This is a genomic window from Arthrobacter sp. 01T428, from assembly GCF_056398685.1.
The window spans coordinates 52,427-75,144 of the sequence record NZ_JBFTPW010000005.1; the positions used below are offsets into that span (position 1 = coordinate 52,427).

Genomic DNA, 22,718 nt, shown 5'->3' on the forward strand with positions numbered 1-22,718 from the left:
CGGGCGGCAGCCAACGCAGCGCCCGCGCAAGCTACGCCGCGTACACCTGGACCGCCGTGGCCTTCACCACGAAGAAGACGCGCGAGCCAGGCTCCAGTCCCAGCTCGGCGGACGCAGAGGGCGTGATGTCCGCCGCCAGATCGCCGGCCCGGACCCTGATATGGTCCCCATGCGGTTCAAGATCAGTGATCGCAACCGGGAACGAGTTGCGCGGGCTGCCGTGGGCGGCGTCCAGGAAGATGGAAACGGCCGACGGCGGGAAAGCGGCGACGCCGGGCTCGCCCGGTTCCGCTTCGTCGTCGAGGTGTCCCGCGACATGAAGATCGGGAAGCTCCGCGGTGGCGAGCGTCCTGAGTCCGTCCTCCGTGACGGTGCCGGACATGAGGTTCACTCCGGCCAGACCAGCGGCGAACTGGCTTCGTGGACGTCGGAAGACCTCGCGGGTGGCGCCTTCTTCCACAATCCTGCCCTTGTCCATGACGATTACGCGGTCCGCGAGCATGAGCGCATCCAGGACGTCGTGGGTAATGATCAGGGCCCGACGCCCGGACAGGACGCGTTTCAGGAGCCGGCGCAAGTGCGGAGCGGCGTGGATGTCCAGGGCGGACATGGGTTCGTCAAGGAGCAGCAATTCGGGACTGGCCGCCAACGCGCGGGCCACCGCAACACGCTGGGCTTGTCCCCCGGACAGCTGCCCGGGCTTCCTCCCGGCGAACTCCATGACGTCGACTTCGGCAAGCCAGTACCGCGCGGTTTCGCGTGATTCCGCCCGGGAAGCGCCTGCAATGCGCGGGCCGAAAGCCACGTTGTCGAGGACGCTCAGGTGCGGGAAAAGCAACGGTTCCTGGGCCAACAGTGCCGTACCGCGAAGGTGTGGAGGGGTCCATACCCTGCTGCCGCCGTCGAGGTCGAAAAGAACCTGGTCGCCTAGGCGGGCACAGCCGGCATCCGGCCGCACGAGTCCCGCCGCGACGGACAGAAGCGTCGACTTTCCGGCCCCGTTGGGGCCGAGGATCGCCACGGTTTCCGCTTGCCCAACGCTCAATGACACGTCGAGGTTTCGGGCCCGAACGGTGGCGTCGATGTGGAAACTCACGCGGCGGCCTCCGCGGGAATGTCTGCGCGGTGGGGACGCCGGTAAGACAGTCCGACGACGATCACCGCCACGGCGACAAGCACGAGTGAAAGGGCGACGGCGGCGTCCGCGTCGGTCTCGCGCTGCAGGTAGATTTCGAGAGGCAATGTCCGAGTGACACCTTGCAGGCTCCCCGCGAAAGTCAGCGTGGCCCCGAACTCGCCCAGGCTGCGGGCAAAGGACAATACCGCCCCCGACGCAAGACCGGGAAGGACCATGGGTACGGTCACCCGGCGCAGGATGGTGGTGGGGCGGGCGCCGAGCGTCGCGGCAACGGCTTCGTATCGGTTGCCGGCCGTCCGCAAGGCACCCTCGAGGCTCACCACCAGGAACGGCAAGGCGACGAACGTCTGGGCCAGGACCACCGCCGTCGTCGAAAAGGCGATCTGGATGCCCGCGAGCTCAAGGCTCTTGCCCAAGAGACCCTGCCGCCCGAACGTGTAGAGCAGCGCAATACCGCCCACTACCGGCGGCAACACCAGGGGCAGGAGGACGAAGGCACGGAGGAGCCGCTGCCCGCGGAAGGGCCGGCGGGCAAGGACAAGTGCCAAGGGGATTCCGAAAACGACGCAGAGCGCGGTGCTCGCTGCTGAAGTGCGGAGGCTGAGGCCCAACGCCGTGAGCGAGGATTCGGAGGTCACTAGCGGGATGAATTGCGCCCAATTGACCTTTGCGACCATGGCGGCCAGCGGCAACAGGACGAACAAGCCGCCCACTACCGCAAGGCCATACACCCACCGTGGAATCCCGCTGAAGTTCATCTGCGCCTACGGTACGCCGGGGCTTGCGTCACCAGGACTTTCCGGGCGCCCCCGGCGACTCGTATGTGCGGCATGGATTCATCCTAGAACAGCGGCTGTGCCACTTCGCTGCGGGGGCGGATACCCTTGAACCATGACCTCTGCAAACTCCCAGTCCATGAAGCCGGCCACCGTTGCCAAGAAACTTGGCATCTACCTGCCTGCAACACCCCAGGAGTTCCAGGATTCGGAAATCACCCGCGCCGATTTCGCCGAGCTCCAGGCCAACGCCCCGGAGTGGCTCGCCGAGCTCCGCCGGACGGGTCCGCACCCGCGTCCCGTGGTGGCACAGAAGCTGAATGTCTCCATCAGCGGCCTCGCCCGCGGCGGAATCACCGAGCCCCTGACGACGGCGGAAATCACCGAACTGCTGGCAGCTCCCCCGCAGTGGCTCGTCGTCGAGCGCGCCACGCACGCAGCCGTGCGCTCCGAGGCAAAGCGCATCAAGGAAGAAGCTGCCAAAAAAGAAGCCACGAAGGACGCCAAGACGAACGCCGCTGCCAAGCGGGACGCGCCCAAGGCATCCAAGCGGGACCACGCTTAAGCTCCAGCCCACTTCAGCAGCAAGGCAGGGCACCCGGGCCAGGGTGCCCTGCCTTGCTGCCCTTAAGCCCGATTCGGGCTCTCGCCTCCGGGCCTTCCTCGGCGCATACTGATTTCAAAGGGGTGCGCATTCGCGTGGAGGTGGTCCGATTGCCCGCCACAACTGGAATCCAGCTGACGGTCTGGGAGATCGGGCTGTGGGCGGTCTTGCTCACGTGCGCGGTGGCCTTCACCGTCAACACCGTCCGGAAAGCGGTCATCCACGCAGCCCCCGACGGCGGCCGCCTCGCCTTGCAGGCGCCCCTCGGCCAACGCGATCGGGAACCCGTCAAAGAGCCGGACGCCACCTTCTGGAACATCTTCGCCGGACTCGTGGTGATTGTCCCCGCAGTCGTCATCCCCGCGTTGGGCTCGCCCGCCGTCGGGCTCTTGATGCTCTTCCTCGCCATGGGTGCCGCTGCCACCGCCTTTGCTGTCGGCCGGAAACTGGAGCAGAAGCGTCAAAATCGGAGCGGTTTCACGGAAGCGGCAGCCCGTCACGACGCCCTCTTGGCCCGCTGGCAACGGTATGAGCTGGATCCCGCCAAGGGCATCGACTTCCCCGGCATGAGCGATGTCAACGTTCCGCAAACCGCCGCGTTGGTCCGTGCGCTGCAGGAAGCCCAACGCTGCCGCCTCACCGCGGGGACGGACTATGCCCGCGCCGTCGAGCGGTTGGATGTGGCGATGGCCGAAGCCGAAGCGGCGGCGGGCGTTTCCGCACCGTAACTGGCTGGCGTCGAGTGCCCGCTGCCTACGGAATTGCCCCGATGTGCACCAGGAGTTCGTGCTCGGCACCGTCGAGGTAGCGGCGCAACTCGGCTGCGGCCTCTTCCCGCTGTCCGTTGCGGATCTGGGCAACCAAGGCGGCGTTCCGTTCCACATAATGCCCGTGGAAGTCGGGAGTGGTGGCCATTGCGTGGAAGACCAATCGCATCTCGGCCAGCACTTTCTCCATCAATGCGTCCAGGGAGGCGCTTCCGGACAGCGACACCAAGGCCTTGTGCAACTCCTGGTTGGCGTCCGCCATGCCGGCCACCGATCCCTCGGCAAGGGCGGCCCGGGCCTTGTCCACGATCACGTCCATAGCGTCGAGGGCTCCGGCCGGGACATCGCCCCACAACACGGCCGCCGGCTCAATCAGGCGGCGCACCCGGTAGATTTCGCGGACGTCGTCGGCTCCCGGGGCGGCTACGAACACGCCGCGGTTGGGGATGCGCTGGACCACGGATTCACCGGCCAGCACCGTAAAGGCCTCCCGCAGGGTGTTCCGGGAAACGCCGAGCGCCTCGGACAGGGCTTGCTCGGAGAGCTTCGTGCCGGGCGGCAACAGGCCGTCGGAGATGCGCTGGCGAAGCTGGGCGGCAACCCAAGCCCCGGTATGGGCGTGGGTGGCGTGGCCGGCGTCGGCGATTCCTTGAAGCGCAGCGTTCATGGGCATGCCCCAAATCTACCGAACGGCGACCGTGCGAACCTCAGCCGATGCTCGCGAGCACTTCTCCGCGCCCGACGGCGGTGCCCGGCTCGTGCGGACCGCGCGCCACGGTGCCGGAACGGTGGGCCGGGACGGTGGTTTCCATCTTCATGGCTTCCAACACTGCCACGGGCTGTCCGACTTCCACTGCCGCACCGTCCTCAACCAGCCACTTCACCAGCGAGCCGGACATCGGCGAGGCGAGCCCGGCGTCGTCGGCCGCAACAGGCGCAGCGGTAGCAGCCGCCGAACCGCCACCGCCGCTCATCAGCGCTTCGAACAAGCGGAGGGGGAGCCCAAGCTGCATCGCCTTGCCGTCCAGCTCCACCGTGAACGTGCTGCGTTCGGAGCCGGGGACCACGCGGGCGATTTCCGGGGAGGCGGCCAGCTCCTCGGCGAACTCGGTCTCGATCCACGTGGTGTACACGCCGAGCTTGTCCTCCGAGGTGAAGGCCTCGTGGCGGACCACGGCCCGATGGAAGGGAAGCACGGTGGGCAAACCCTTGATCTGCATCTCATCCAGGGCAACCCGGGCGCGGCGCAGGGCCTGCTGCCGGTCCTCGCCCCGGACAATCAGCTTGGCCAGGAGGGAGTCATATTCCCCGGGAACCACCGAGCCGGAGCGAACTCCCGAGTCCACGCGGATGCCCGGACCGGTGGGCGCTTCGAAGACTTCCACGGTACCGGGGCCGGGAAGGAAGCCGCGTGCCGGATCTTCGGCGTTGAGGCGGAACTCGAAGGCGTGTCCTGTGGGCTCAGGGTCCTCGGTCAGGGAGAGGATGCCGCCTGCGGCGATCCGAAACTGTTCGCGGACCAGGTCCACCCCGGAGGTTTCTTCGGTGACGGGATGCTCTACCTGCAGGCGCGTGTTGACCTCGAGGAAGGAGATGGTGCCATCCACGGCCACGAGGTATTCCACGGTTCCGGCGCCGTAGTATCCCGCCTCACGGCAAATGGCTTTGGCCGATTCGTGGATAAGCGTGCGCTGTTCAGGGCTCAGGAAGGGTGCGGGCGCCTCTTCCACGAGCTTCTGGTTGCGACGCTGCAGGGAGCAATCACGGGTTCCGAGGACCACCACGTTGCCGTGCATATCGGCCAGGATCTGCGCCTCAACGTGCCGCGGTTGGTCCAGGAAGCGTTCCACGAAGCATTCGTCACGTCCGAAGGCCGCCTTGGATTCACGCACGGCGGATTCGAAGGAGTCCTCGATGTCTTCCAGGCGCCGCGCAATCTTGAGCCCGCGGCCTCCCCCGCCAAAAGCAGCTTTGATGGCCACGGGCATGCCGTGTTCCAAGGCGAAGGCAAGTACTTCAGCGGCGTTGGCCACAGGACCGTCGCTGCCCGGCACAAGCGGAGCCCCTGCGCGGACGGCGATCTCGCGGGCCGTCACTTTATTGCCCAACTCCCGGATCGACTGCGGCGCGGGGCCGATCCACGTGAGGCCGGCGTCAATGACGGCCTGCGCGAAGTCGGCGTTCTCGGACAAGAATCCATATCCGGGATGCACGGCGTCGGCACCGGCACGGCGGGCGACGTCGATCAGCTTGGCGATGTCCAAGTACGTCTCGGCGCCGGTGGAACCGCGCAGCGCGTAGGCCTCGTCGGCGAACCGCACGTGGAGGGCATCGGCGTCGGGGTCCGAGTACACGGCAACAGACTGCAAGCCCTCGTCTGAGCAGGCGCGGGCAATCCGCACGGCGATCTCGCCGCGGTTGGCGATCAGGACCTTTTTCATGGCTGGGTTCCTTCGGAGACAGCGCCGGCAACGGCAGGTTCAAGTGGTTCAAGGGTTGCGGGGTCCACGATCGTGAACCGCACGGTATGGCCGGGCGGCAATTGCGCCGCCGTCGGCAGGTCTTCGGGTACGACGACGGCAATCACCGGATACCCGCCGGTCACCGGGTGGTCGGCCAGGAAGAGGACCGGGTGTCCGCTGGGGGGAACTTGGAGGGCGCCGGCAACCGTACCTTCACTCGGGAGCTCGCCGGCGCCGCGGTCGGGGTTCCGTTCGAGCGGACGGTTGCTTCCCGGCCTGAGCCGGACACCGATCCTGTTGGACTGTTCGGTGGTGAGCCAGTCCTCCTGCGTGAGCGCCTCCAGGGCCCGGGAATCAAACCAGTCGTCCCGCGGGCCCAAGGTGATCCGCAGCTCCGAAGAGACCGCTCCTAGCCGGAGCGTGGATTCCTCGGAGGCGCCGACCATCTGGAAAAGCGGCGCTCTTCCCACGGGGAGGCTGGTCCCGGCCGACAGTGGCGCGGGACCGATTCCGGACATCGAGTCGCTTGAGCGGCTGCCGAGCACCGGATCAACATCAATCCCGCCGCGGACGGCAAGGTAGCTGCGGGCCCCGAGGGTCGGATCGCCCAGGCTGAGGGATTCGCCGTCCAGGAGAGCGAAGGGCGCGCACATCGCGGCGCGGCGGGCCGGCGCCCCGGAGGCATCGCGGATTTCCATGGGGACCACCGCCCCGGCAACCGCGAGTACCTGGTCGCCGGCGGCCCGGACCGTGAGTCCGCCAAGCACCGTTTCCACAACCGCGGTACCGGGTTCGTTGCCCACCAGGCGATTGGCCTGACGCATCGATTGCTGGTCCACGGCGCCCGCCGCTGAGACTCCCAAGTCCCCCAGTCCAGGGCGGCCGAGGTCCTGGACCAGCGATTGCGGTCCGGGTGAGTCCACCACGAGGGCGGGTCCGGTGAATTCGCGGGCGGCATGTGGTGCCGGAGTCAACGCGATGGCCTCGCGGACAGCGACATACCGGACCCTATCTCCTGGGCGGACAAGCGCCGGCGACTCCCGCTCGAGATCCCAGAGGACCGCCGTCGTACGTCCGATCAGCTGCCAGCCGCCCGGGGATTGCCGCGGGTAGACGGCGGAGAACGTTCCGCCGAGCGCCACGGAACCGGCGGGAACGGAGGTCCGGGGCGAGTTGCGACGCGGAACATCGAGGCTGCGGTTCTCGCCGAGCAAGTACGTGAAGCCCGGGGCGAAGCCGCCGAAAGCCGCGGTCCAGAGCTGGCCCGTGTGCGCGGCCACCACGCCGTCCCGGCCCAGACCGGTGAGCACGCCCACCTCGGTGAGGTCCTCGCCGTCGTACACCACTTCGATAGTGACGTCGCGGGAACTGTCGAGCGGCACCGCGCCTCGATCAACATGCCCGACGGCGGCGCGCGCCGCGAGTGCCTCGGCATGCGTGCCGAACTTAATCAGTACGGTGGCTGCCGCGGCGACCGCATCGAGCTGGCCGGGCAGGGGCTCGGCAAGCAGCCGGGAATGAAACGCCAGCACGGAAGGGAGATCGGAAAGCTCCACCAGGAGGGCACGCGAGCCGGACCAGCGTAGTCCCGTGAGGCTCACGCGAAGCTCCGCACGGTCACGCCGGCGGCTTCGAGCCCCGCGCGGACGGCGGCTGCCATGGCCACGGCGCCGGGAGTGTCTCCGTGGACGCAGATGCTTTCTGCATGGACGTCCAGGATGGAACCGTCGCGGGCCACGATTTTGCCCTCCGTTGCCAGGCGGACCATGTTTTCCGTGATGGCGGCGTGATCGTGGAGCACGGCACCTTCTTCGCGGCGCGATACGAGGGTGCCGTCCGCGTTATAGGCGCGGTCGGCGAACGCCTCGGCTACTCCCCGGAGCCCCCTCGCTTCCGCCTTGGCGAGAGCGACGGAGCCCGGCAGGAGAAGGAGCGGGAGTCCGGGACTGAAGGCATGGACGGCGTCGGCCACTGCCTGGGCGTGGACCTCGTGGTGGACGATCGTGTTGTAGAGGGCACCGTGCGGCTTGACGTACTTGATCTCGGAACCGGCAGCACGGGCCAGGGCTTGGAGTGCGCCGAGTTGGTAGAGAACGTCGTCGGCGAGTTCCGATGCGGAGCAGTCGAGGAACCGGCGGCCGAAACCCGCGAGGTCCCGATAGCCCACGTGGGCGCCAATGGTCACTCCGGCGGCTGCGGCGTCCCGGCAGGTGCGGGCGATGGTGCTGGGATCTCCGGCGTGGAATCCGCAGGCCACGTTGGCACTCGACACGTAGCGGAAGACTGCGGCGTCGTCCCCCATGGTCCAGTTGCCGAACGATTCTCCGACGTCGCTGTTGAGGTCAATAAAAGGCATTGTGATCCCCGTCTCAGGTTGAATACCTCACCATCATGCCTGAAATGCCAAGATTGTTCAACAATCTTGGTTGCGGGGCCAACTGCCCGGGTTCCACACGTGAGGTCTCGACCCTTTCAGCGAGCGAAAGGGACGAGACCTCACTTTTGGATTAGTACCTGTTCCTAGGCCACCGGTACCGCAGCGACGCGGCTGTTGGCGGCGACGATCCTGGCAGCAGTTGCCTGGCCCATCCGGACCGCTCCGTCCACGTGCTGGTAGCCTTCAGCGGCCAGATCGGAGGAGGACCAGAAGATGGGTCCAACGTTGGCGTGCTGGTCCTTGCCGTAGCGGTGTAAACCACCCAGGTCGTAGCTGGCCGCGTAGGCTCCGCGGGTCCATTCCTCGGAACCCCAGTCGGATTCGTAGTAGACCTCGGCATCCAGGGCCTTGTCGCCCAGGAAGCTCGCGATGGACTCAAGGACCTTCTTCTTGCGGTCCTCGGCGCTGAGCTCGAAGACGGCGTCTGCTTTTTCGTCCGAGATGAAGCCCACCAGGGTTCCGCGGGTGTCTCCGTGGTTGGTGTTGTCGTAGACCTCCTGGACCAGGGCGTCGGCGCCGAAGCCCGTGCCGGACAGGCCGTCTTCGCGCCAGAACGGCGTGCTGTAGACAGCGTGGACCTTGATGACCAGGCCCAGGGACTGGTGCTGGTGCATCTGGTGTTGGCGGCGCGGCAGCGGCGGGTTGTAGGAAACGCGGGAGTACAGGTTCGGCGGGACTGCCATGATCACGAATCGCGCATTGACGCTTGCGCGCTCGGACTCAACAGTGACGCGGTGGCCTTCACCCGCCGGCTCCCAATTGATGGTGCGGACCGGGCTGTTAAGTACGACGTCGTCGCCCAGTTCCGCGGCGATCAGCAGGGAGACCTGCTGCATGCCGCCGATAACCCGCTTGTCCAGGATGAAGTCTTCGTCCGTCAGGTTGGAGAACGAACCTGCGGAAGCCGCCATCAGGACCGCTTGCAGCGCGGAGAAGGCATGGGCCGGCTTGGTGAGCATGCCTCCGGCGATGAAGAGGCCGATATTATTGCAGGCTTCCTCGTCCGTGGAGTTCTGGCGCAGCCAGTGGTGGAAGGAAATGGTGTCCAGTTCGCGGGCTTTGGGGTGGGCCCAGGGTTCCTCAGGGCCGATCTCGGCGGCGAGGCCATCCAGGATGGCGGTGAGCTTGTCCATCTCGGCTGCGGTGGTTTCGCTCACCGGGAAGGAAGCCCCGGTGTAACGGGTGCGGCTGCCGTCCGGCGCCAGGTAGACAGACTCGCCGTCGCGGTAGCGCGCGTACATCTTCAAGCCCAGTTCGTCCAGGAGCCCCATCAGGGCGGTCTGGTCAGGGGACACCCATTGTCCGCCGATTTCCAGCATGGCCCCGTCAATGGTGTCGGTCCACGTACGGCCACCGACGCGGTCGCGCGCTTCGAGCACGGCAACGCTGAGTCCGGCCTTCTTCAATTCGCGGGCGGCCGTCAACCCCGACGGACCGGCACCGACAATTACGACGTCGCGATCAAGATTCAACATGATGTCCTTTCTGTGGCCGTCCCCGTTGGCTGACCAATAAATGAATGACGTTCATTTATCTCAACTGTAGCTGCCTTGGCCCCGGCTGTGAAGACCCAAATGGAATAATGCTGAGGACACAGCCTCCAGAAAGGTCAGCGATGCCTGAACCCACCCCCGCTCCCGGCGAGACCAAAGCGCGCCGCAGGGCAGGCCGGCCGATGGCGGCGGTCCTGGACCAGGACGGCATCACTGCGGCGGCGCTGGAACTGATCAGCAAGAAGGGCTACGACGGCCTCACCATGGCGGCCCTCGCCCGCTCCCTGGGTGTCGCGCCGTCGGCCCTTTACAACCACGTGTCCTCCAAGGACGAAGTCCTCAAGCTCGTGGAAGAGGACCTGATGTCCAAGGTCGACTTCGGCGGTTTCAGCACGCTTCCCTGGGAGGAAGCCGTCCGGCAATGGGCATATTCCTACCGCGGTATCTTCGCGAGGCACACCCCGCTGATCTCGGTGATCGCGGTCCTGCCCGTGACGGACGCCCCGCAGACGCTCGCCATGTACGAAGCTGTGACGGAGGGATTCCTCCGCGCGGGTTTCCCGGAGAAGCAGATCATCCCGAGCATCGTGGCCCTCGAGGCCTATATCTTCGGCGCCGCTTTCGACGCTAACGCGCCGGCGGACATTTTCGATTCCGGCCGCTTGGCCGACTCCACGCCGCACTTCACCTCAGCTGTCCGCAGCCTGGGACCCGAGCGGAACAACTACCCGTCCGACCTCGCGTTCAGCATGGGCCTGGATGCGCTGATCACCGGGCTTGGGGCGCTCCGGGCGTAGCCCAACTAGCTCGCAGTTGTTGTCGTTATGGGCCCCCAAAACGACAACAACTGCGAGTCAGTTGGGAGTTCGGTGAGTTAAACAAAGGAACCCCGGTCAGAGACCGGGGTTCCTTTGAATTGCGTGCGCGAGGGGGGATTTGAACCCCCACACCCTTTCGGATACTGGCACCTGAAGCCAGCGCGTCTGCCGTTCCGCCACTCGCGCGCAACTTTCTTTCGCCCGGGCCGTACCAGGTTTCCCCGGCCTCACCCCTGCGAAAGCAGCGAGATCAAGCATAACGGACAACCTGTTGAAAACGCCAATCGACCCGGGACGGGGCCGTAAAACCCTGGGACGCCACGGATTGCCGGTCCCCCACATGATGCGGAAATCACGCGAGAAGCATCCCGGAATGATGCAGCCCGGCGAACTTTTCCGGCGTTCCGGCCGTTGTGGAATAAGGCCATTCACAGTCTTGCCCAGTAGTATCGGGGTTGAAGACAGGCTTCCTGCGTGCGCTCCGGCCACTGCGGGGATTCGTCTTGGCTACTGATACTGCCGGGTCAACGAAGCGGAAGGAGAAGGACCATGGGCTTGCTTGACAGGGTTGAGCGTGGCATCGAAAAGGCCGTCCGAGGCGTCTTCTCCACCGGGTCGCGGGCGCGGGTGGAGCCGGTGGAAATCGCCAGCAAGCTTCGCCGTGAACTGGACAACAAGTCCATCACCATTTCAGCCGGCCGAACATTGGCACCCAACGTTTTCGACGTTCTCTTGAGCGATGAAGACTTCGCGCGCGCCCAGGACTGGGGAACTCCCCTGGCCGAAGAATTGTGCGACGTCGTCATCCAGCACGTGCGCAGCCAAGGTTACATTCTGCAGGGTCCCGTACGGATCTCCTTCCGTCACGACGATGCCCAGCGCGAAGGCCATTTCGAGATCACGTCCCGCACCGAGAAATCCGGCGGGGCTGCCGCGCCCGTTGCTCCCCGGCCCGTTGTGCCCGCCGCTCCGAGCCGCGAGCCCACACGGCTCCAGCCTGTCCTGGACATCGGCGGACAACGCTATTCCCTCAACGCGCCTTCCATCGTGCTGGGCAGGTCATCCGAAGCCGACATCCTGGTGGACGATACCGGCGTCTCCCGCAAGCACTTGGAAATCCAGACGGCAGACGGAGTCATCCGCGCCGTCGACCTCGGTTCCACCAACGGAAGTTACGTCAACGGCCATAAAGTGGACGGCAGTGTAGAACTTACTGACGGATCCACCATCACCATGGGACGGACCAAGATCATCTTCAGACTTCTCCCCCAGCCCTCTGGTGGGCGCCCGTGAGCGACATCAGCGAACTGACCATCACCGCACTCCGCTTCGGCTTCCTGCTGTTGCTCTGGATACTGATCTTCAGCATCGTCTCGACCATGCGTCGCGATCTCGTGATCGGCCGCAAGGCAGCCATGGGAACTCCGACGGCGCGCGAAGTACGCAAGCATCCGGAGCTCGCCCCGGCGCCGCCCCAGCCCGTGAAGCAGCAGGCGCACCAGCTCGTCGTCGTCGAGGGCCCGCTCAAGGGCACCACGCTTCCTTTGGCCGCGAGCCCCATTCTGCTGGGCCGCGCACAAGAGGCCACCTTGGTCCTCGAGGATGATTATGCTTCGGGCAGGCACGCGCGCTTGTTCCCCCAGGGCAGCCGATGGTTCATCGAAGATCTTGGCTCCACCAACGGCACCTACCTCGCCGATCAGCAACTGACCCGAGCCCTGCCGGTGGAGCTTGGCGTCCCCGTGAGGATCGGCAAGACGGTCATCGAATTGAGGGCGTAGCCCATGGCTTCCCCCCAGCCTTCCGAAGGCAAGGCGCTGCCTCCGGAGCTCCCCCTCATCATGCGTTACGCGGCGCGGTCCGACGTCGGGCGTGTCCGCTCGAAGAATGACGACTCCGCATATGCCGGCCGGCATCTTGCCGTCGTCGCGGACGGCATGGGCGGGCACGCGGGCGGGGACGTCGCCTCGGCATCCACCGTGCTGGACATGATCCACCTCGATCACGATTCCTACCCGGACGGCGCGGAAACAGTCCTCGCGGACGAAATCCAGACTGCCAATTCCCTCCTCTCCGAACTCGTCCACGTAGACCCGAAGCTCGCGGGCATGGGCACCACGGTCACCGCCCTGCTGCTCGAAGGCAGGCGGCTGCACTTCGCGCACATCGGCGATTCCCGCGCCTACCGCCTGCGCAATGGCAAATTCGAGCAAATCAGCGTGGACCACACTTTCGTGCAGAGGCTGATCGACGAAGGCCGGCTGCGCCCCGAGGAAGCCGAAACCCACCCGCACAAGAACGTCCTCATGCGCGTCCTGGGCGACGTGGACGCCAGCCCCGAGCTGGACCTCGACGAGCTCGACGTCGAACCGGGCGAACGCTGGCTCCTCTGCTCCGACGGCCTGAACTACGTCCAAGGCGCAGTCGTGGAGCAAGTAGTCCGCGAAACCAAGGACCTCGCCGAATGCGCCGAGCTCCTTATTGAGCTCACGCTCGCCAACGGGGCTCCGGACAATGTCACCGTGGTGCTGTTGGAAATCGTGGAAGAGACCGGCGATAACCTCAGCACGGCCGCCGTCGACGTCGTCCCGGAAGCTCAGACGCCGCCGAAAGCGGCCGATCCCGCGAAGTCCGCACCGAGCAAGGACAGCGCGCACGGCAGCGATGCGGCGGCCCCGGCCAAAAAGTCCGGAGCCAACAGCCCCGCGGCCGACGGGGTCACGCCGGCCGTAGCCCCGCCGGAAACAACGTCCGACGCCGGGCCATCCGCCGCCGCGGAGCCCGCAGCGCCGGGTCCTGTAGCGGGTTCCGCAAAACCTGCCGGGACCACCGAGCCTCCGACGGCGACAGACCCGCACCTAGGCGAGCACCTGTCGGCGGAGATCCTCCGCGAAGAGCTCGCAAGCCGTCCGCACGAGCTGGTCGGGGCTGCCGCGACCGCGGCCGATACGGGTTCGATCCCGACCATAGCCGGACGCAGCGTTGCACGCCGGGCTGCCACGGTGCTGACCCACAAGGCCGAACAGGACCGCCAGGATCCGCAACCGCTTGTCGCCCGGAAGCGGCGCTGGTTGACGCCGGCCATTGCCGCCGTCTTGGCCATCTTCGTGGTCGCCGGGCTGTGGCTCGGCTATGCGTGGACGCAGACTCGCTACTACGTCGGTGAATTCAATCAGCACGTCGCAATATTCAACGGCATTTCGCAGAGCCTGGGCCCGTTCCAGCTCTCGAAAGTCGAGGCCACGACGAACATCCGCATGGATTCCTTGCCTGAATTCACGCAACAAGTCGTTCGCCAGACCGTTCCGGCGCGGGATCTGGCCGATGCCCAGCAGATTGTGAAAAACCTTCAGGAAAAGGGCACCACCGGGCTTCCAGTCACATGCCCCACAGGCACGGCCAAACCGACGGCGAGTCCCTCGCCCACAACAGGCCCCACGCCGGCGAGCCCGAGTCCCTCGAACCGGCCAACATCGTCGCCGACGTCCACGGCGGTCCCTACGTGCGCGGTGTCCCCATGATCCTGGCCACCACCACACCCAGGCCGCGCCGCAACGTCGAGCTCGTCCTGCTGGTCCTTGCCCTTGCTGTGGGAATCGGCGCCAGCGCCATGGTCGGGCTCAACAGTCCGGCCGCGTTCGACGCCGATTTCTGGTTCCAGTCGAGTCTCTTGATCGTGGCGGCATTCGCTTTCCACATGATCCTCAGGTTCCGCGCGAAATATGCCGATCCGATCATCCTTCCGATCGTGGTTGCACTCAACGGCTTGGGACTGGCCCTGATCCATCGCATGGACCAGCCTGGCGAGGACACGGGAAACAACCAGTTGCGCTGGACCCTCCTGGCCATGGCCGTGTCAATCGTTGTGATCTGGTTCCTCAAGGACCACCGCATCCTTCGCCGCTTCACCTTCATCTCGCTGGCGGCCAGCGCGGTTCTCCTTGTATTGCCGCTGGTTCCCGGAATCTCCGCCGGCGAGGTGCTGGGCGCGAGCGTCTGGATCCGGATCGGTCCCATGACTTTCCAGCCAGGCGAAATCGCCAAGATTACCCTGGCTATATTCTTCGCAGGCTATCTTTCCTCCAACCGGGACCTCATCCTGCTTGCCGGCCGCAAAATCGGCCCCATGCAATTGCCGCGCTTCAAGGATCTTGGCCCCATGATCACGGCTTGGCTCGTGAGCATCGGCATCCTCGTGTTCCAGCGGGACCTCGGCACCTCGATCCTTTTCTTCGGCTTGTTCATCGTCATCATCTATGTGGCAACAAGCCGGATCAGCTGGGTAGTCATCGGCGTCGCACTGATCCTGGGTGGCGGATTCCTGGCGTCCAGGTTCTTCTCGCACGTCGCGTTCCGCCTGGACAGCTGGTGGAACGCCTTCACCCCGGAAGTCTTCGACCGGTCCCCGGGCGGCAGCGGACAGATCGTCCAGGGCCTCTTCGGCATGGCCGACGGCGGCCTCGGAGGCACAGGGCTCGGACAAGGCCGGCCGGATCTGGTGCCGTTCGCCAACAGCGACATGATCGTGGCCCTCATCGGTGAGGAACTGGGACTGATCGGTCTTTTTGCCGTCGTGATGCTCTACATGCTGCTCTTCACCCGGGGGTTCCGCGCTGCTCTTGGCGCGCGGGACGCGTTCGGCAAACTCTTGGCTTGTGGCCTGTCCTTTGCCATAGCGCTGCAGTGCTTCGTGGTGATCGGCGGCGTCACCCGGCTGATCCCGCTGACGGGACTCACCACTCCATTCCTTGCGGCAGGCGGTTCCTCCTTGCTTGCCAACTGGATCATCGTGGGCTTGCTGCTCATGATTTCGAACACCGCGCGCGGCCCGGTGGACACTACGCCCATTACCCATGCCCCCACAGAGGCGGTGCAGACCTCATGAACCATTCCATACGCAATGCGTGGATGGCAGCAGTTGCCATGTTCGCCCTCCTCTTTGGCGCGATCAGTTATGTCCAGGTCATCGGCGCCGGCGACCTCAACGACAATCCGTGGAACCAGCGCGCTGTCCTGGCGAACTACTGCAACGACCGCGGTGCCATCATCGTGGGCGGCAAGCCAATCGCCGAATCCGTTGCCGGAGACGAAACCTGCAAGTACCAGCGCAGTTACGCCCAGCCGGAGCTTTATGCGGGGATCACGGGATACTTCTCCAGGACCTATGGGTCCACCGGGCTTGAGCAACAGCTCCGGGATGAACTGGCTGGCAGCTCCGACCAACTCTTCCTGGACCGTGTGAGCCAGATTTTCCTTGGGAGCCAGCCGAAGGGCGCCTCGGTGGAATTGACCCTTGATCCCGTGATCCAGAAGCTCGCCTACGACCTCATTCCTGACGGCCAGCGCGGCTCGATCGTCGTCACCAATCCGAAGACGGGCGCCATCATCGCGATGGTCTCCAAGCCGTCCTATAACCCCAACCTGATCGCCACGCACGATCCTGCCAAGGAGAAGGCCGGTTACGACCAAATCAACCAGGTCCCCGGCATCAACCTGAACCAGTCCGTGAGCGGACCCACCGGCGAGCTGTTGGCGCCCGGTTCCGTGTTCAAGCTCGTCGATACGGCGGCAGCATTGAGCTCCGGGAAGTACAACAAGGACAGTGTCCTGCCGAACCCGGACAGTCTGCCGTTGCCCGGTTCCAGCGCCTCGCTGCCCAACTATGCCGGGGGCAACTGCTCCACCCGCAACACCGCCGATTTCGCTTTCGCCCTGGAACAGTCATGCAACACGCCCTTCGCCAGCATTGCCCTGGACCTGGGCCAAAACGCGATCGCGGACCAGGCCAGCAAGTTCGGCTTCGGACAGGATTTCGGGGACCAGCTCAAGCTGCAGTCCGCGGTCAGCGTCTTCCCCAAGAACCTGGACCAAGCAGCGCTGGCCCAGTCCGCCGTCGGGCAGCGTGACGTCAGGGCCACTCCGCTGCAAATCGCCATGATGACCGCCGCTATTGCCAATAAGGGCGTCCAGATGAAGCCGAACCTCATCAAGACTGTGCGGGCACCTGACCTGCGTGTCATCAGCGAGCCCAAGGCCGAGGCGCTGCGTACTTCCACCACGCCCGATATCGCCAACCAGATCACGCAGTGGATGACCGACGTCGTGTCCCAGGGCATTGCGAGCGGCGCCGCAGTGCCGGGAGTCCAGGTGGCCGGCAAGACCGGTACCGCGCAACTCGGCGATTCAGGCTTGAACAACTCATGGTTTACCGGGTTCGCCCCGGCCAACGACCCGCAGGTAGCCGTCACCATTGTCATGGAAGGCGTTGATGTGTCTACCGGCGCAAAGCTAACCAGTCCGAACGCGAAGAAGATTTTTGAGGCGGTGTTGAACAAGTGAGGCCTACGTCAGGAATCACCCTCGGCGGCAGGTTCCAGCTGACCAGTCGCATAGCGATTGGCGGCATGGGAGAGGTCTGGAGGGCCAAGGACCAGATCCTTGGCCGGATCGTCGCCATCAAGGTACTCAAAGAGGAATACACGGGCGACCCCGGGTTCCTCCAGCGGTTCCGCGCCGAGGCCCGCCACACCGCGTTGCTCAATCACGTGGGGATCGCCAACGTCTTCGATTACGGAGAGGAAGACGGCTCCGCCTACCTGGTCATGGAATTGGTGCCGGGTCAGCCGCTGAGCAGCATCCTGGAGCACGAGCAGGTCCTTTCACCGGACCGCACCCTGTCCATCATTTCCCAAACCGCCCGGGCGCTGGCCCCTGCACATGCCCAAGGGCTGGTACACCGGGACATCAAACCGGGCAACCTCCTGATCACGCCGGATTTCCGTGTCAAGATCACCGACTTCGGTATCGCCCGCCTTGCCGACCAGGTTCCGCTCACGCAGACCGGCCAGGTCATGGGTACGGCGCAATACCTGGCTCCGGAGCAGGCCACGGGACAAACAGCCACAGGCGCCTCGGACATCTACTCCCTGGGGATCATCGGCTACGAGTGCCTTACAGGGCACCGTCCTTTCTCGGGCGAATCCCAGATCGCGATTGCGCTGGCCCAGGTCAACGACGCCCCGCCGCCGCTGCCTGAGAGCCTGCCCACCCCCATACGCGCCCTGCTGATGTCCATGCTCGCCAAGGATCCGAAGAACCGTCCCGCGGATGCCATCAAGCTGGCCGAAGCCGCGGAAGCGATCCGCGCTGGCGATATCGCAACGGCACACGCGGCCGTCCCGGGGATGTTGCTGTTCGAATCCGCCACGGGCCCTATCACTGCTCCTACGGACATTGCCACCGCGCCCACCGGCATCGTCACCTCGCCCTACGGCAGGGAAGCACGGTCGACGTCGACGTCCGCGCTCCCGGTGATTGGCGCCGCCGCTGCGGGAGCCGCTGCGGTGGGGGCTGCCGCCGAAGGTGGAAATCCGCTGGCCCGTGCCAATGCCCTGGCCGCCGAACGCAGCTTGGATCAGGCCGACGAGCACAACGCGTACATCCATGAAGAAGAGGAGTACCAGGAGCAAGAGCCGCCGCGGAAGAAACGCAGCCCGTGGACGTGGCCGCTCATCGCGCTGATCGTGCTCGTGTTGCTCGCCCTGGTGGGGGCGCTCCTGACCCAGTCAGGGTTGTTCTCGCCGAGCAGTCCAGCACCGGCTAGCACCACTCCTCCGTCCCAGGTCTCGAGCGCACCGCCAACCTCGGCAAGTCCGAGCCCCACGGAAACCTCGGCCACCCCGACGCCCACTACGTCCACCCCGGATACCATCAACCTGATCCCGGAGCAGTACAAGGGACAGCCGTACGACAAGGTGCGCTCGGACCTCAATGCACTCGGCCTCGCGGTCAACGGAGTCCAGGTCTTCGATCCATCCACGCCCGGCACTGTCATCGACATCAATCCTTCCGGCCCGGTGGCCAAGGGATCGACCATCACCGTCAGCTACTCCAAGGGACCGCAGATGGTCACCGTGCCGACCATCGGCAAGGGAGCCACTGAATCACAAGTACAGGCCGCTATCGAAGGTGCGGGCCTGCGCTGGGTTACTGGAGCCACTGTTGATGGAGCAACCGGCCAGGCGCCGGGAACTTTCGTCAGTTCCGATCCCGCGGCCGGGCAGAAAGTACCCGCCGGGTCCGTCGTGACCTATCACTTGTCCAAGCCGAACTCGAACCCGTCTCCTTCCACTAAGACCACCCCGTAGGACACCATGCCAACCGGACGCTCTACACCTGCCCACAGAGAGGACAGCACCCCAATGACATCCCAGCGCGTCCTCAACGGGCGGTACGAACTCGGTGAATTGCTCGGCCGTGGTGGCATGGCCGATGTCTACAAGGGCGTCGACACTGTCCTTGGACGAACCGTGGCGGTGAAACTGCTCCGCGCAGATCTTGCCCGTGATCCGCAGTTCCACGCCCGCTTCAAGCGCGAGGCGCAGGCGGTGGCGGCCTTGAACCATTCCTCGATCGTCGCTATCTACGACACGGGCGAGTACACGGTGTCCGGCGGGCCGGGCGAGGACGTCCGGGTCCCATACATCGTCATGGAATACGTGTCCGGCCGGACTGTCCGCGACCTGATCCGTGCCAAGGAACTGGACATCGATCAGGCCATCGAGTTCATCCTTGGGGTCCTTGCCGCCCTGGAGTACAGCCACAAGGCCGGGATCGTCCATCGCGATATCAAGCCGGCCAACGTCATGGTGACCGGAGAGTCAAACGACGTGAAGGTCATGGACTTCGGAATCGCACGGGCGATGGCCGATTCCGCGGCAACCATGACCCAGACGCAGGCCGTGGTTGGTACTGCCCAGTACCTGTCGCCCGAGCAGGCCCTCGGCGAGACCGTGGACGCCCGCAGTGATCTGTATTCCGCGGCGTGCCTCCTGTTTGAAATGCTGACGTCCCGTCCTCCGTTCACGGGAGACAGCCCTGTCTCGGTGGCCTACCAGCATGTCCGCGAGATCCCGGAGCCCGCCAGCACCTTCAATCCAGCCGTTTCAGAGGCACTCGACAGTGTCCTGGCCAAGGGCCTGCAGAAGAATCGCGCCGATCGTTTCCAGGATGCGGCTGCCTTCCGGCGGGCCTTGCGTGCGGCCAAGAACGGCGTTGCGGTCCCGGCCCTGGCCGCCGGCACCCCAACGGACGTCACGGAGGCGGTGCCGTTGACGCAGCCGATTCCGGAAGGCGGCTTGGCGCGCGGCCTGGTGGGCGCCGAATTCCTGGACAGCACCCTGAGCGGAGGGCCGGAAAACGGCCTGGCCGCCGGCGGCCAGGACATGCTGGCCCGGGAGGCGGCGGAGACTGAGGCAGAGCACGACGGCGCCATGCCGCTTGGGTTCGCCCCTGAACGCGAGCGGACCGCCCGGCAGAAGTCCCGCCGTCGTGCGTGGACCGCAGTGGTTGTTATTTTGGTGCTACTGGTCTTGGCCGGCGGCGGATTCTGGGTGTACAGCACGGTGAACCAGAAGCCGACCCCGCCCCCGTTGATCGCGGTACCGGCGGTGGCCGGCATGAGCGAGGCCACGGCGTTGCAGACGCTGTACGGCGCCAATCTCAGCCCGGAGTCGCACCATGTCCCGGATGACAAGGTCCCCAAGGGGACTGTGATCAGCACCGACCCTGGCGTGGGGTCCCAAGTGGCGCCGAAATCGCACGTCATGCTGAACGTTTCTGACGGGCCGGTCTCGGCGACTGTCCCTGCAGGCCTGAGCGGGCTCACCGAGGCCGCTGCACGCGACCTCCTGCGCCAGGCCGGACTCGTGGGTGGGTCGAGTACTTTGGCCAATAGTGCCACCGTTCCCGCGGGCTCCGTCATCAGCACCAAGCCCGCTTCGGGAGCTGTAGTGGGCGTGGGCAGCACCGTCGACCTGGTGGTGTCCACGGGCAAGGTAGCCGTGCCTCAACTCGTCGGATTGAGCGAGGCCGATGCAGAAGCGCTGCTCAAGGCGAACGGCCTGGCCATCGCGGTCACCGAACAGGAGAACTCGCAAGTAACCCCTGGAAAGGTGACGGGCCAGGGCGATGCCTTCAATTCCCTGGTAGAGCAGGGCAAGACCATCAGCGTGATTGTCGCTAAGGCTCCCGCCCCGCCCCCGAGTCCCACCCCGACCCCCACGCCGTCGCCTAGCGACACCAAGGGCGGCGGAGGCCTGGGCGGACTAGGCGGCTAGCGCTGGATCAGCGGGCTCAGGGTGGCAGCACGGGCGGCCGCCCCGGACATTCCGAGTGATTCAAGCCAGTTGCCCAGCATGAGGTAGCCGCCTTCGGTGAGCACCGATTCCGGGTGGAACTGCACCCCGCACAACGGCGCCGAACGATGCTGCAGGCCCATGACAACCCCGCTGGCGGTTTCGGCCGTGATTTCCAGGACGTCGGGGATGCTTTCCCGGACAGCCGCGAGGGAGTGGTACCGGGTGGCCGTCACCGGCGAGGGCAGACCGGCGAAAACGCTCTTGCCGTCGTGCTGCACAGGTGAGGTCTTGCCGTGCATCAGCTCCGGGGCATGCGTGACAGTCCCGCCGTAGGCCTCGGCCAGCGCCTGGTGCCCAAGGCACACCCCGAACATCGGCTTGTTGTTGTCTCCGCACCATTTGATCAATTCAATGCAGACGCCGGCTTCGGCGGGAGTCCCGGGGCCGGGGGAGATCAGCACGCCGTCGCGCGCGTCCGCCAGCTCGATCGCTTCGGCGAGGGTGACGTCGTCGTTCCGGACCACTGTGGTTTCCGCGCCGAGCTCCTGCAGGTAGCCGACCAGGGTGTAGACGAAGCTGTCGTAGTTGTCCACGACGAGGATTTTTGTTGTGCTCATGGCTGCTGTGCTGAACCAATCGTTGAGTCGGTGAAGGTAGTGAATTGTGACATCCAGGGGAAGAGGAACTGGACCATCAGGACAAGCGCGCATGCCACGAGTGCCGCTGATGTCAGGATACGCACCCAGAGGGGTCCCGGGAGGTGGCGGAAGATCCATCCGTACATGGCTTAGCCCTTTCCGGCCGTCTGGGCGACTTGCTTGGCGATGTCCTGCGGCGGCCCGGCTGATGCCGGCTGCCAGCTTTCCAACAAGGAGTAGGCGATGATGCGTTCTTGCGCACCGAAGCGCGGATTGCAGCTCGTCATGGTCAGGTAGCTTTCGGTGGGCGTCGCACCTGGTTGTGTGGGGACCGGCAGAAGGACGTCCGTCCGCGAGGGCAACACGATCTGGTTGTTGCGGAAGACATACGTGTAATAGCCGTCTTTGGTCTGCACGTAGATTTTGTCGCCCGGAACCAGAAGGTGGATGTTGTCCAGCACTGCGCCGTGGGTCTGGCGGTGGCCGGCGACGGCGAAGTTGCCCGGGGCTCCGGGCATGCTCGTGGTTCCGTAGTGGCCGAGGCCCAGCGTATCCAGGATGTCGGAACCGGTGCCCTCGATGATGGGCCGCGAATAATCCGCGCCGAATCGAGGGATGTACATGATGCCGATCATGCCGCCGTGTTCGGGAGCCTCGGCAACCACGGGCTTCCCGTAGTCGGGCCGTGCAGCAGGGTTGGCAGGGACAACGGGTGCCACCGGTCCCGCGAAACTCTTGGCAAAACCCTGGACGGCCTGGCTTTGCTTGGCATCGGCTTCGACGTTGGTCCACCACAGTTCCCACGCCACAAAGAGCAGCAGGATAAGTCCGGCGGTGACGAGCAACTCGCCCACGACCTGGACGATCTTGCGCACGACGTCCCCCGTGCTTGGCCGTCCCTTGCGCCTCGCCGGGCGCGGCTTGTGTCCCGCGGGGCCGGAACCCTCCGCGCCGGTTCCTGTGCCGTCGTCCGGCACGGCAGCGGCTTGCTGCGTCTGCTGCTGCGCCACTGGATCTCCTCTTTGCAGGCGCGGATGCCCGACGACGAGCAGCCCCCGAAATCCGGCTAGACTTGACTGCTAGAACGAACCCCGGAATTGCCGCGTGCGCGTTGACCGCTGGAATTTTCCTTCCTGCAGGATATCAAGCCGGCGCGCGGCCTTTCATTCAGCCGGCCAAGGAGGAACCGTGCCCGAGTCCAAGCCCCGCAAGAGGGCCGCCCGCCCCACCGAAGCGGCCACCACGCAGCAGTACAAACCGAACCCCATCTGGTACAAGCCAGTCATGTTCGGTCTCATGATCATCGGCCTGCTGTGGATCATCACGTTCTACATCACCAGCGGCCAGCTTCCCGTACCTGCATGGGCGTCCTGGAACATCGTGGCGGGCTTCGGCATCGCGATCGTCGGCTTCCTCATGACCACGCGCTGGCGCTCCTGAGCGGCG

Annotated in this window: 20 protein-coding genes and 1 tRNA gene; 11 read left to right on the plus strand and 10 right to left on the minus strand. The window is 65.4% G+C overall.

Annotated elements, in window-relative coordinates; genetic code table 11:
• Window positions 1-31: 31 nt before the first annotated feature.
• Together AC1DJB_RS07920 and AC1DJB_RS07925 are read right to left on the minus strand one after the other, a co-directional pair.
• Window positions 32-1,096, minus strand: a complete 1,065-nt coding sequence (locus AC1DJB_RS07920) for a sulfate/molybdate ABC transporter ATP-binding protein (RefSeq protein ID WP_476910129.1) — start codon at window positions 1,094-1,096, stop codon at window positions 32-34.
• The gene (locus AC1DJB_RS07925; RefSeq protein WP_476910130.1) at window positions 1,093-1,896 is read right to left on the minus strand and encodes an ABC transporter permease; all 804 of its coding nucleotides are present in this window, start codon (window positions 1,894-1,896) and stop codon (window positions 1,093-1,095) included. Before AC1DJB_RS07925 ends, AC1DJB_RS07920 begins: the two co-directional genes overlap by 4 nt.
• A 133-nt stretch (window positions 1,897-2,029) precedes the next feature.
• Here AC1DJB_RS07925 and AC1DJB_RS07930 point away from each other — a divergent pair, with 133 nt between their 5' ends.
• Together AC1DJB_RS07930 and AC1DJB_RS07935 are read left to right on the plus strand one after the other, a co-directional pair.
• Window positions 2,030-2,479: a DUF5997 family protein gene (locus AC1DJB_RS07930; RefSeq protein WP_059388896.1), complete on the plus strand. Its 450-nt coding sequence runs from the start codon at window positions 2,030-2,032 to the stop codon at window positions 2,477-2,479.
• 149 nt (window positions 2,480-2,628) lie between these two features.
• Window positions 2,629-3,246, plus strand: a complete 618-nt coding sequence (locus AC1DJB_RS07935) for a hypothetical protein (RefSeq protein ID WP_284988590.1) — start codon at window positions 2,629-2,631, stop codon at window positions 3,244-3,246.
• Between the two features lie 25 nt (window positions 3,247-3,271).
• Here AC1DJB_RS07935 and AC1DJB_RS07940 read toward each other — a convergent pair whose 3' ends face one another.
• The 5 genes from AC1DJB_RS07940 to AC1DJB_RS07960 all read right to left on the minus strand — a co-directional run bounded on the left by AC1DJB_RS07940 (window position 3,272) and on the right by AC1DJB_RS07960 (window position 9,659).
• A complete protein-coding gene (locus AC1DJB_RS07940) occupies window positions 3,272-3,958 on the minus strand; it encodes a GntR family transcriptional regulator (RefSeq protein WP_306964347.1) in 687 nt (228 codons plus the stop codon).
• Between the two features lie 34 nt (window positions 3,959-3,992).
• On the minus strand, window positions 3,993-5,726 hold the full coding sequence (locus AC1DJB_RS07945; RefSeq protein ID WP_306964346.1) for an acetyl/propionyl/methylcrotonyl-CoA carboxylase subunit alpha: 1,734 nt from the start codon (window positions 5,724-5,726) through the stop codon (window positions 3,993-3,995).
• Window positions 5,723-7,348, minus strand: coding sequence for a 5-oxoprolinase subunit B/C family protein (locus AC1DJB_RS07950; protein WP_476910131.1), 1,626 nt, complete (start codon window positions 7,346-7,348; stop codon window positions 5,723-5,725). Before AC1DJB_RS07950 ends, AC1DJB_RS07945 begins: the two co-directional genes overlap by 4 nt.
• Window positions 7,345-8,103 carry a LamB/YcsF family protein gene (locus tag AC1DJB_RS07955; RefSeq protein ID WP_306964343.1) on the minus strand — a complete coding sequence of 253 codons (759 nt, stop codon included), beginning with the start codon at window positions 8,101-8,103 and terminating at the stop codon, window positions 7,345-7,347. Before AC1DJB_RS07955 ends, AC1DJB_RS07950 begins: the two co-directional genes overlap by 4 nt.
• Before the next feature lie 164 nt (window positions 8,104-8,267).
• Window positions 8,268-9,659 (minus strand): flavin monoamine oxidase family protein, encoded by a 1,392-nt coding sequence (locus AC1DJB_RS07960; protein ID WP_476910132.1) that lies wholly within the window; start codon window positions 9,657-9,659, stop codon window positions 8,268-8,270.
• A gap of 107 nt (window positions 9,660-9,766) precedes the next feature.
• On the opposite strand from AC1DJB_RS07960, the gene AC1DJB_RS07965 reads away from it, so the two are divergent.
• The gene (locus AC1DJB_RS07965) at window positions 9,767-10,474 is read left to right on the plus strand and encodes a TetR/AcrR family transcriptional regulator (RefSeq protein WP_441432818.1); all 708 of its coding nucleotides are present in this window, start codon (window positions 9,767-9,769) and stop codon (window positions 10,472-10,474) included.
• A 124-nt stretch (window positions 10,475-10,598) separates the two neighbouring features.
• Here the strand turns inward: AC1DJB_RS07965 and AC1DJB_RS07970 are convergent.
• A tRNA-Leu gene (locus tag AC1DJB_RS07970) sits at window positions 10,599-10,681 on the minus strand.
• 363 nt (window positions 10,682-11,044) lie between these two features.
• Here AC1DJB_RS07970 and AC1DJB_RS07975 point away from each other — a divergent pair.
• The 7 genes from AC1DJB_RS07975 to pknB are packed head-to-tail and all read left to right on the plus strand — an operon-like array spanning window position 11,045 to window position 20,613.
• Window positions 11,045-11,788, plus strand: coding sequence for an FhaA domain-containing protein (locus AC1DJB_RS07975; RefSeq protein ID WP_284988580.1), 744 nt, complete (start codon window positions 11,045-11,047; stop codon window positions 11,786-11,788).
• A 5-nt stretch (window positions 11,789-11,793) separates the two neighbouring features.
• On the plus strand, window positions 11,794-12,276 hold the full coding sequence (locus AC1DJB_RS07980; RefSeq protein WP_059390255.1) for an FHA domain-containing protein FhaB/FipA: 483 nt from the start codon (window positions 11,794-11,796) through the stop codon (window positions 12,274-12,276).
• A 3-nt stretch (window positions 12,277-12,279) separates the two neighbouring features.
• Entirely contained in the window at window positions 12,280-14,016 is a 1,737-nt protein-coding gene (locus tag AC1DJB_RS07985) for a PP2C family protein-serine/threonine phosphatase (RefSeq protein WP_441432819.1), read from the plus strand.
• Complete coding sequence (locus AC1DJB_RS07990) at window positions 14,013-15,380, plus strand: FtsW/RodA/SpoVE family cell cycle protein (protein ID WP_059388888.1); 1,368 nt, start codon at window positions 14,013-14,015, stop codon at window positions 15,378-15,380. The genes AC1DJB_RS07985 and AC1DJB_RS07990 overlap by 4 nt, the downstream gene beginning before the upstream one ends.
• On the plus strand, window positions 15,377-16,834 hold the full coding sequence (locus tag AC1DJB_RS07995; protein ID WP_059388886.1) for a penicillin-binding transpeptidase domain-containing protein: 1,458 nt from the start codon (window positions 15,377-15,379) through the stop codon (window positions 16,832-16,834). The genes AC1DJB_RS07990 and AC1DJB_RS07995 overlap by 4 nt, the downstream gene beginning before the upstream one ends.
• Entirely contained in the window at window positions 16,831-18,642 is a 1,812-nt protein-coding gene (locus AC1DJB_RS08000; protein ID WP_441432820.1) for a protein kinase domain-containing protein, read from the plus strand. The genes AC1DJB_RS07995 and AC1DJB_RS08000 overlap by 4 nt, the downstream gene beginning before the upstream one ends.
• A 6-nt stretch (window positions 18,643-18,648) precedes the next feature.
• Window positions 18,649-20,613, plus strand: coding sequence for a Stk1 family PASTA domain-containing Ser/Thr kinase (gene pknB, locus AC1DJB_RS08005; protein WP_441432821.1), 1,965 nt, complete (start codon window positions 18,649-18,651; stop codon window positions 20,611-20,613).
• Here the strand turns inward: pknB and AC1DJB_RS08010 are convergent.
• On the minus strand, window positions 20,610-21,251 hold the full coding sequence (locus AC1DJB_RS08010; RefSeq protein ID WP_059388885.1) for an aminodeoxychorismate/anthranilate synthase component II: 642 nt from the start codon (window positions 21,249-21,251) through the stop codon (window positions 20,610-20,612). The two genes, pknB and AC1DJB_RS08010, sit on opposite strands and share 4 nt — an antisense overlap.
• A 170-nt stretch (window positions 21,252-21,421) precedes the next feature.
• Complete coding sequence (locus tag AC1DJB_RS08015; RefSeq protein ID WP_370872250.1) at window positions 21,422-22,282, minus strand: class E sortase; 861 nt, start codon at window positions 22,280-22,282, stop codon at window positions 21,422-21,424.
• A gap of 178 nt (window positions 22,283-22,460) precedes the next feature.
• Here AC1DJB_RS08015 and AC1DJB_RS08020 point away from each other — a divergent pair, with 178 nt between their 5' ends.
• Window positions 22,461-22,712 carry a cell division protein CrgA gene (locus tag AC1DJB_RS08020; protein WP_059388883.1) on the plus strand — a complete coding sequence of 84 codons (252 nt, stop codon included), beginning with the start codon at window positions 22,461-22,463 and terminating at the stop codon, window positions 22,710-22,712.
• Window positions 22,713-22,718 lie beyond the last annotated feature (6 nt).

Coding starts and splice junctions, on each gene's coding strand:
- AC1DJB_RS07925 (WP_476910130.1), bottom strand. CDS start 1,896: ATGAACTTCAGCGGGATTCCACGGTGGGTGTATGGCCTTGCGGTAGTG.
- AC1DJB_RS07995 (WP_059388886.1), top strand. CDS start 15,377: ATGAACCATTCCATACGCAATGCGTGGATGGCAGCAGTTGCCATGTTC.
- AC1DJB_RS07965 (WP_441432818.1), top strand. CDS start 9,767: ATGCTGAGGACACAGCCTCCAGAAAGGTCAGCGATGCCTGAACCCACC.
- AC1DJB_RS07955 (WP_306964343.1), bottom strand. CDS start 8,103: ATGCCTTTTATTGACCTCAACAGCGACGTCGGAGAATCGTTCGGCAAC.
- AC1DJB_RS08010 (WP_059388885.1), bottom strand. CDS start 21,251: ATGAGCACAACAAAAATCCTCGTCGTGGACAACTACGACAGCTTCGTC.
- AC1DJB_RS07960 (WP_476910132.1), bottom strand. CDS start 9,659: ATGTTGAATCTTGATCGCGACGTCGTAATTGTCGGTGCCGGTCCGTCG.
- AC1DJB_RS07985 (WP_441432819.1), top strand. CDS start 12,280: ATGGCTTCCCCCCAGCCTTCCGAAGGCAAGGCGCTGCCTCCGGAGCTC.
- AC1DJB_RS07975 (WP_284988580.1), top strand. CDS start 11,045: ATGGGCTTGCTTGACAGGGTTGAGCGTGGCATCGAAAAGGCCGTCCGA.
- AC1DJB_RS07945 (WP_306964346.1), bottom strand. CDS start 5,726: ATGAAAAAGGTCCTGATCGCCAACCGCGGCGAGATCGCCGTGCGGATT.
- AC1DJB_RS07990 (WP_059388888.1), top strand. CDS start 14,013: ATGATCCTGGCCACCACCACACCCAGGCCGCGCCGCAACGTCGAGCTC.
- pknB (WP_441432821.1), top strand. CDS start 18,649: ATGCCAACCGGACGCTCTACACCTGCCCACAGAGAGGACAGCACCCCA.
- AC1DJB_RS07940 (WP_306964347.1), bottom strand. CDS start 3,958: ATGCCCATGAACGCTGCGCTTCAAGGAATCGCCGACGCCGGCCACGCC.
- AC1DJB_RS07930 (WP_059388896.1), top strand. CDS start 2,030: ATGACCTCTGCAAACTCCCAGTCCATGAAGCCGGCCACCGTTGCCAAG.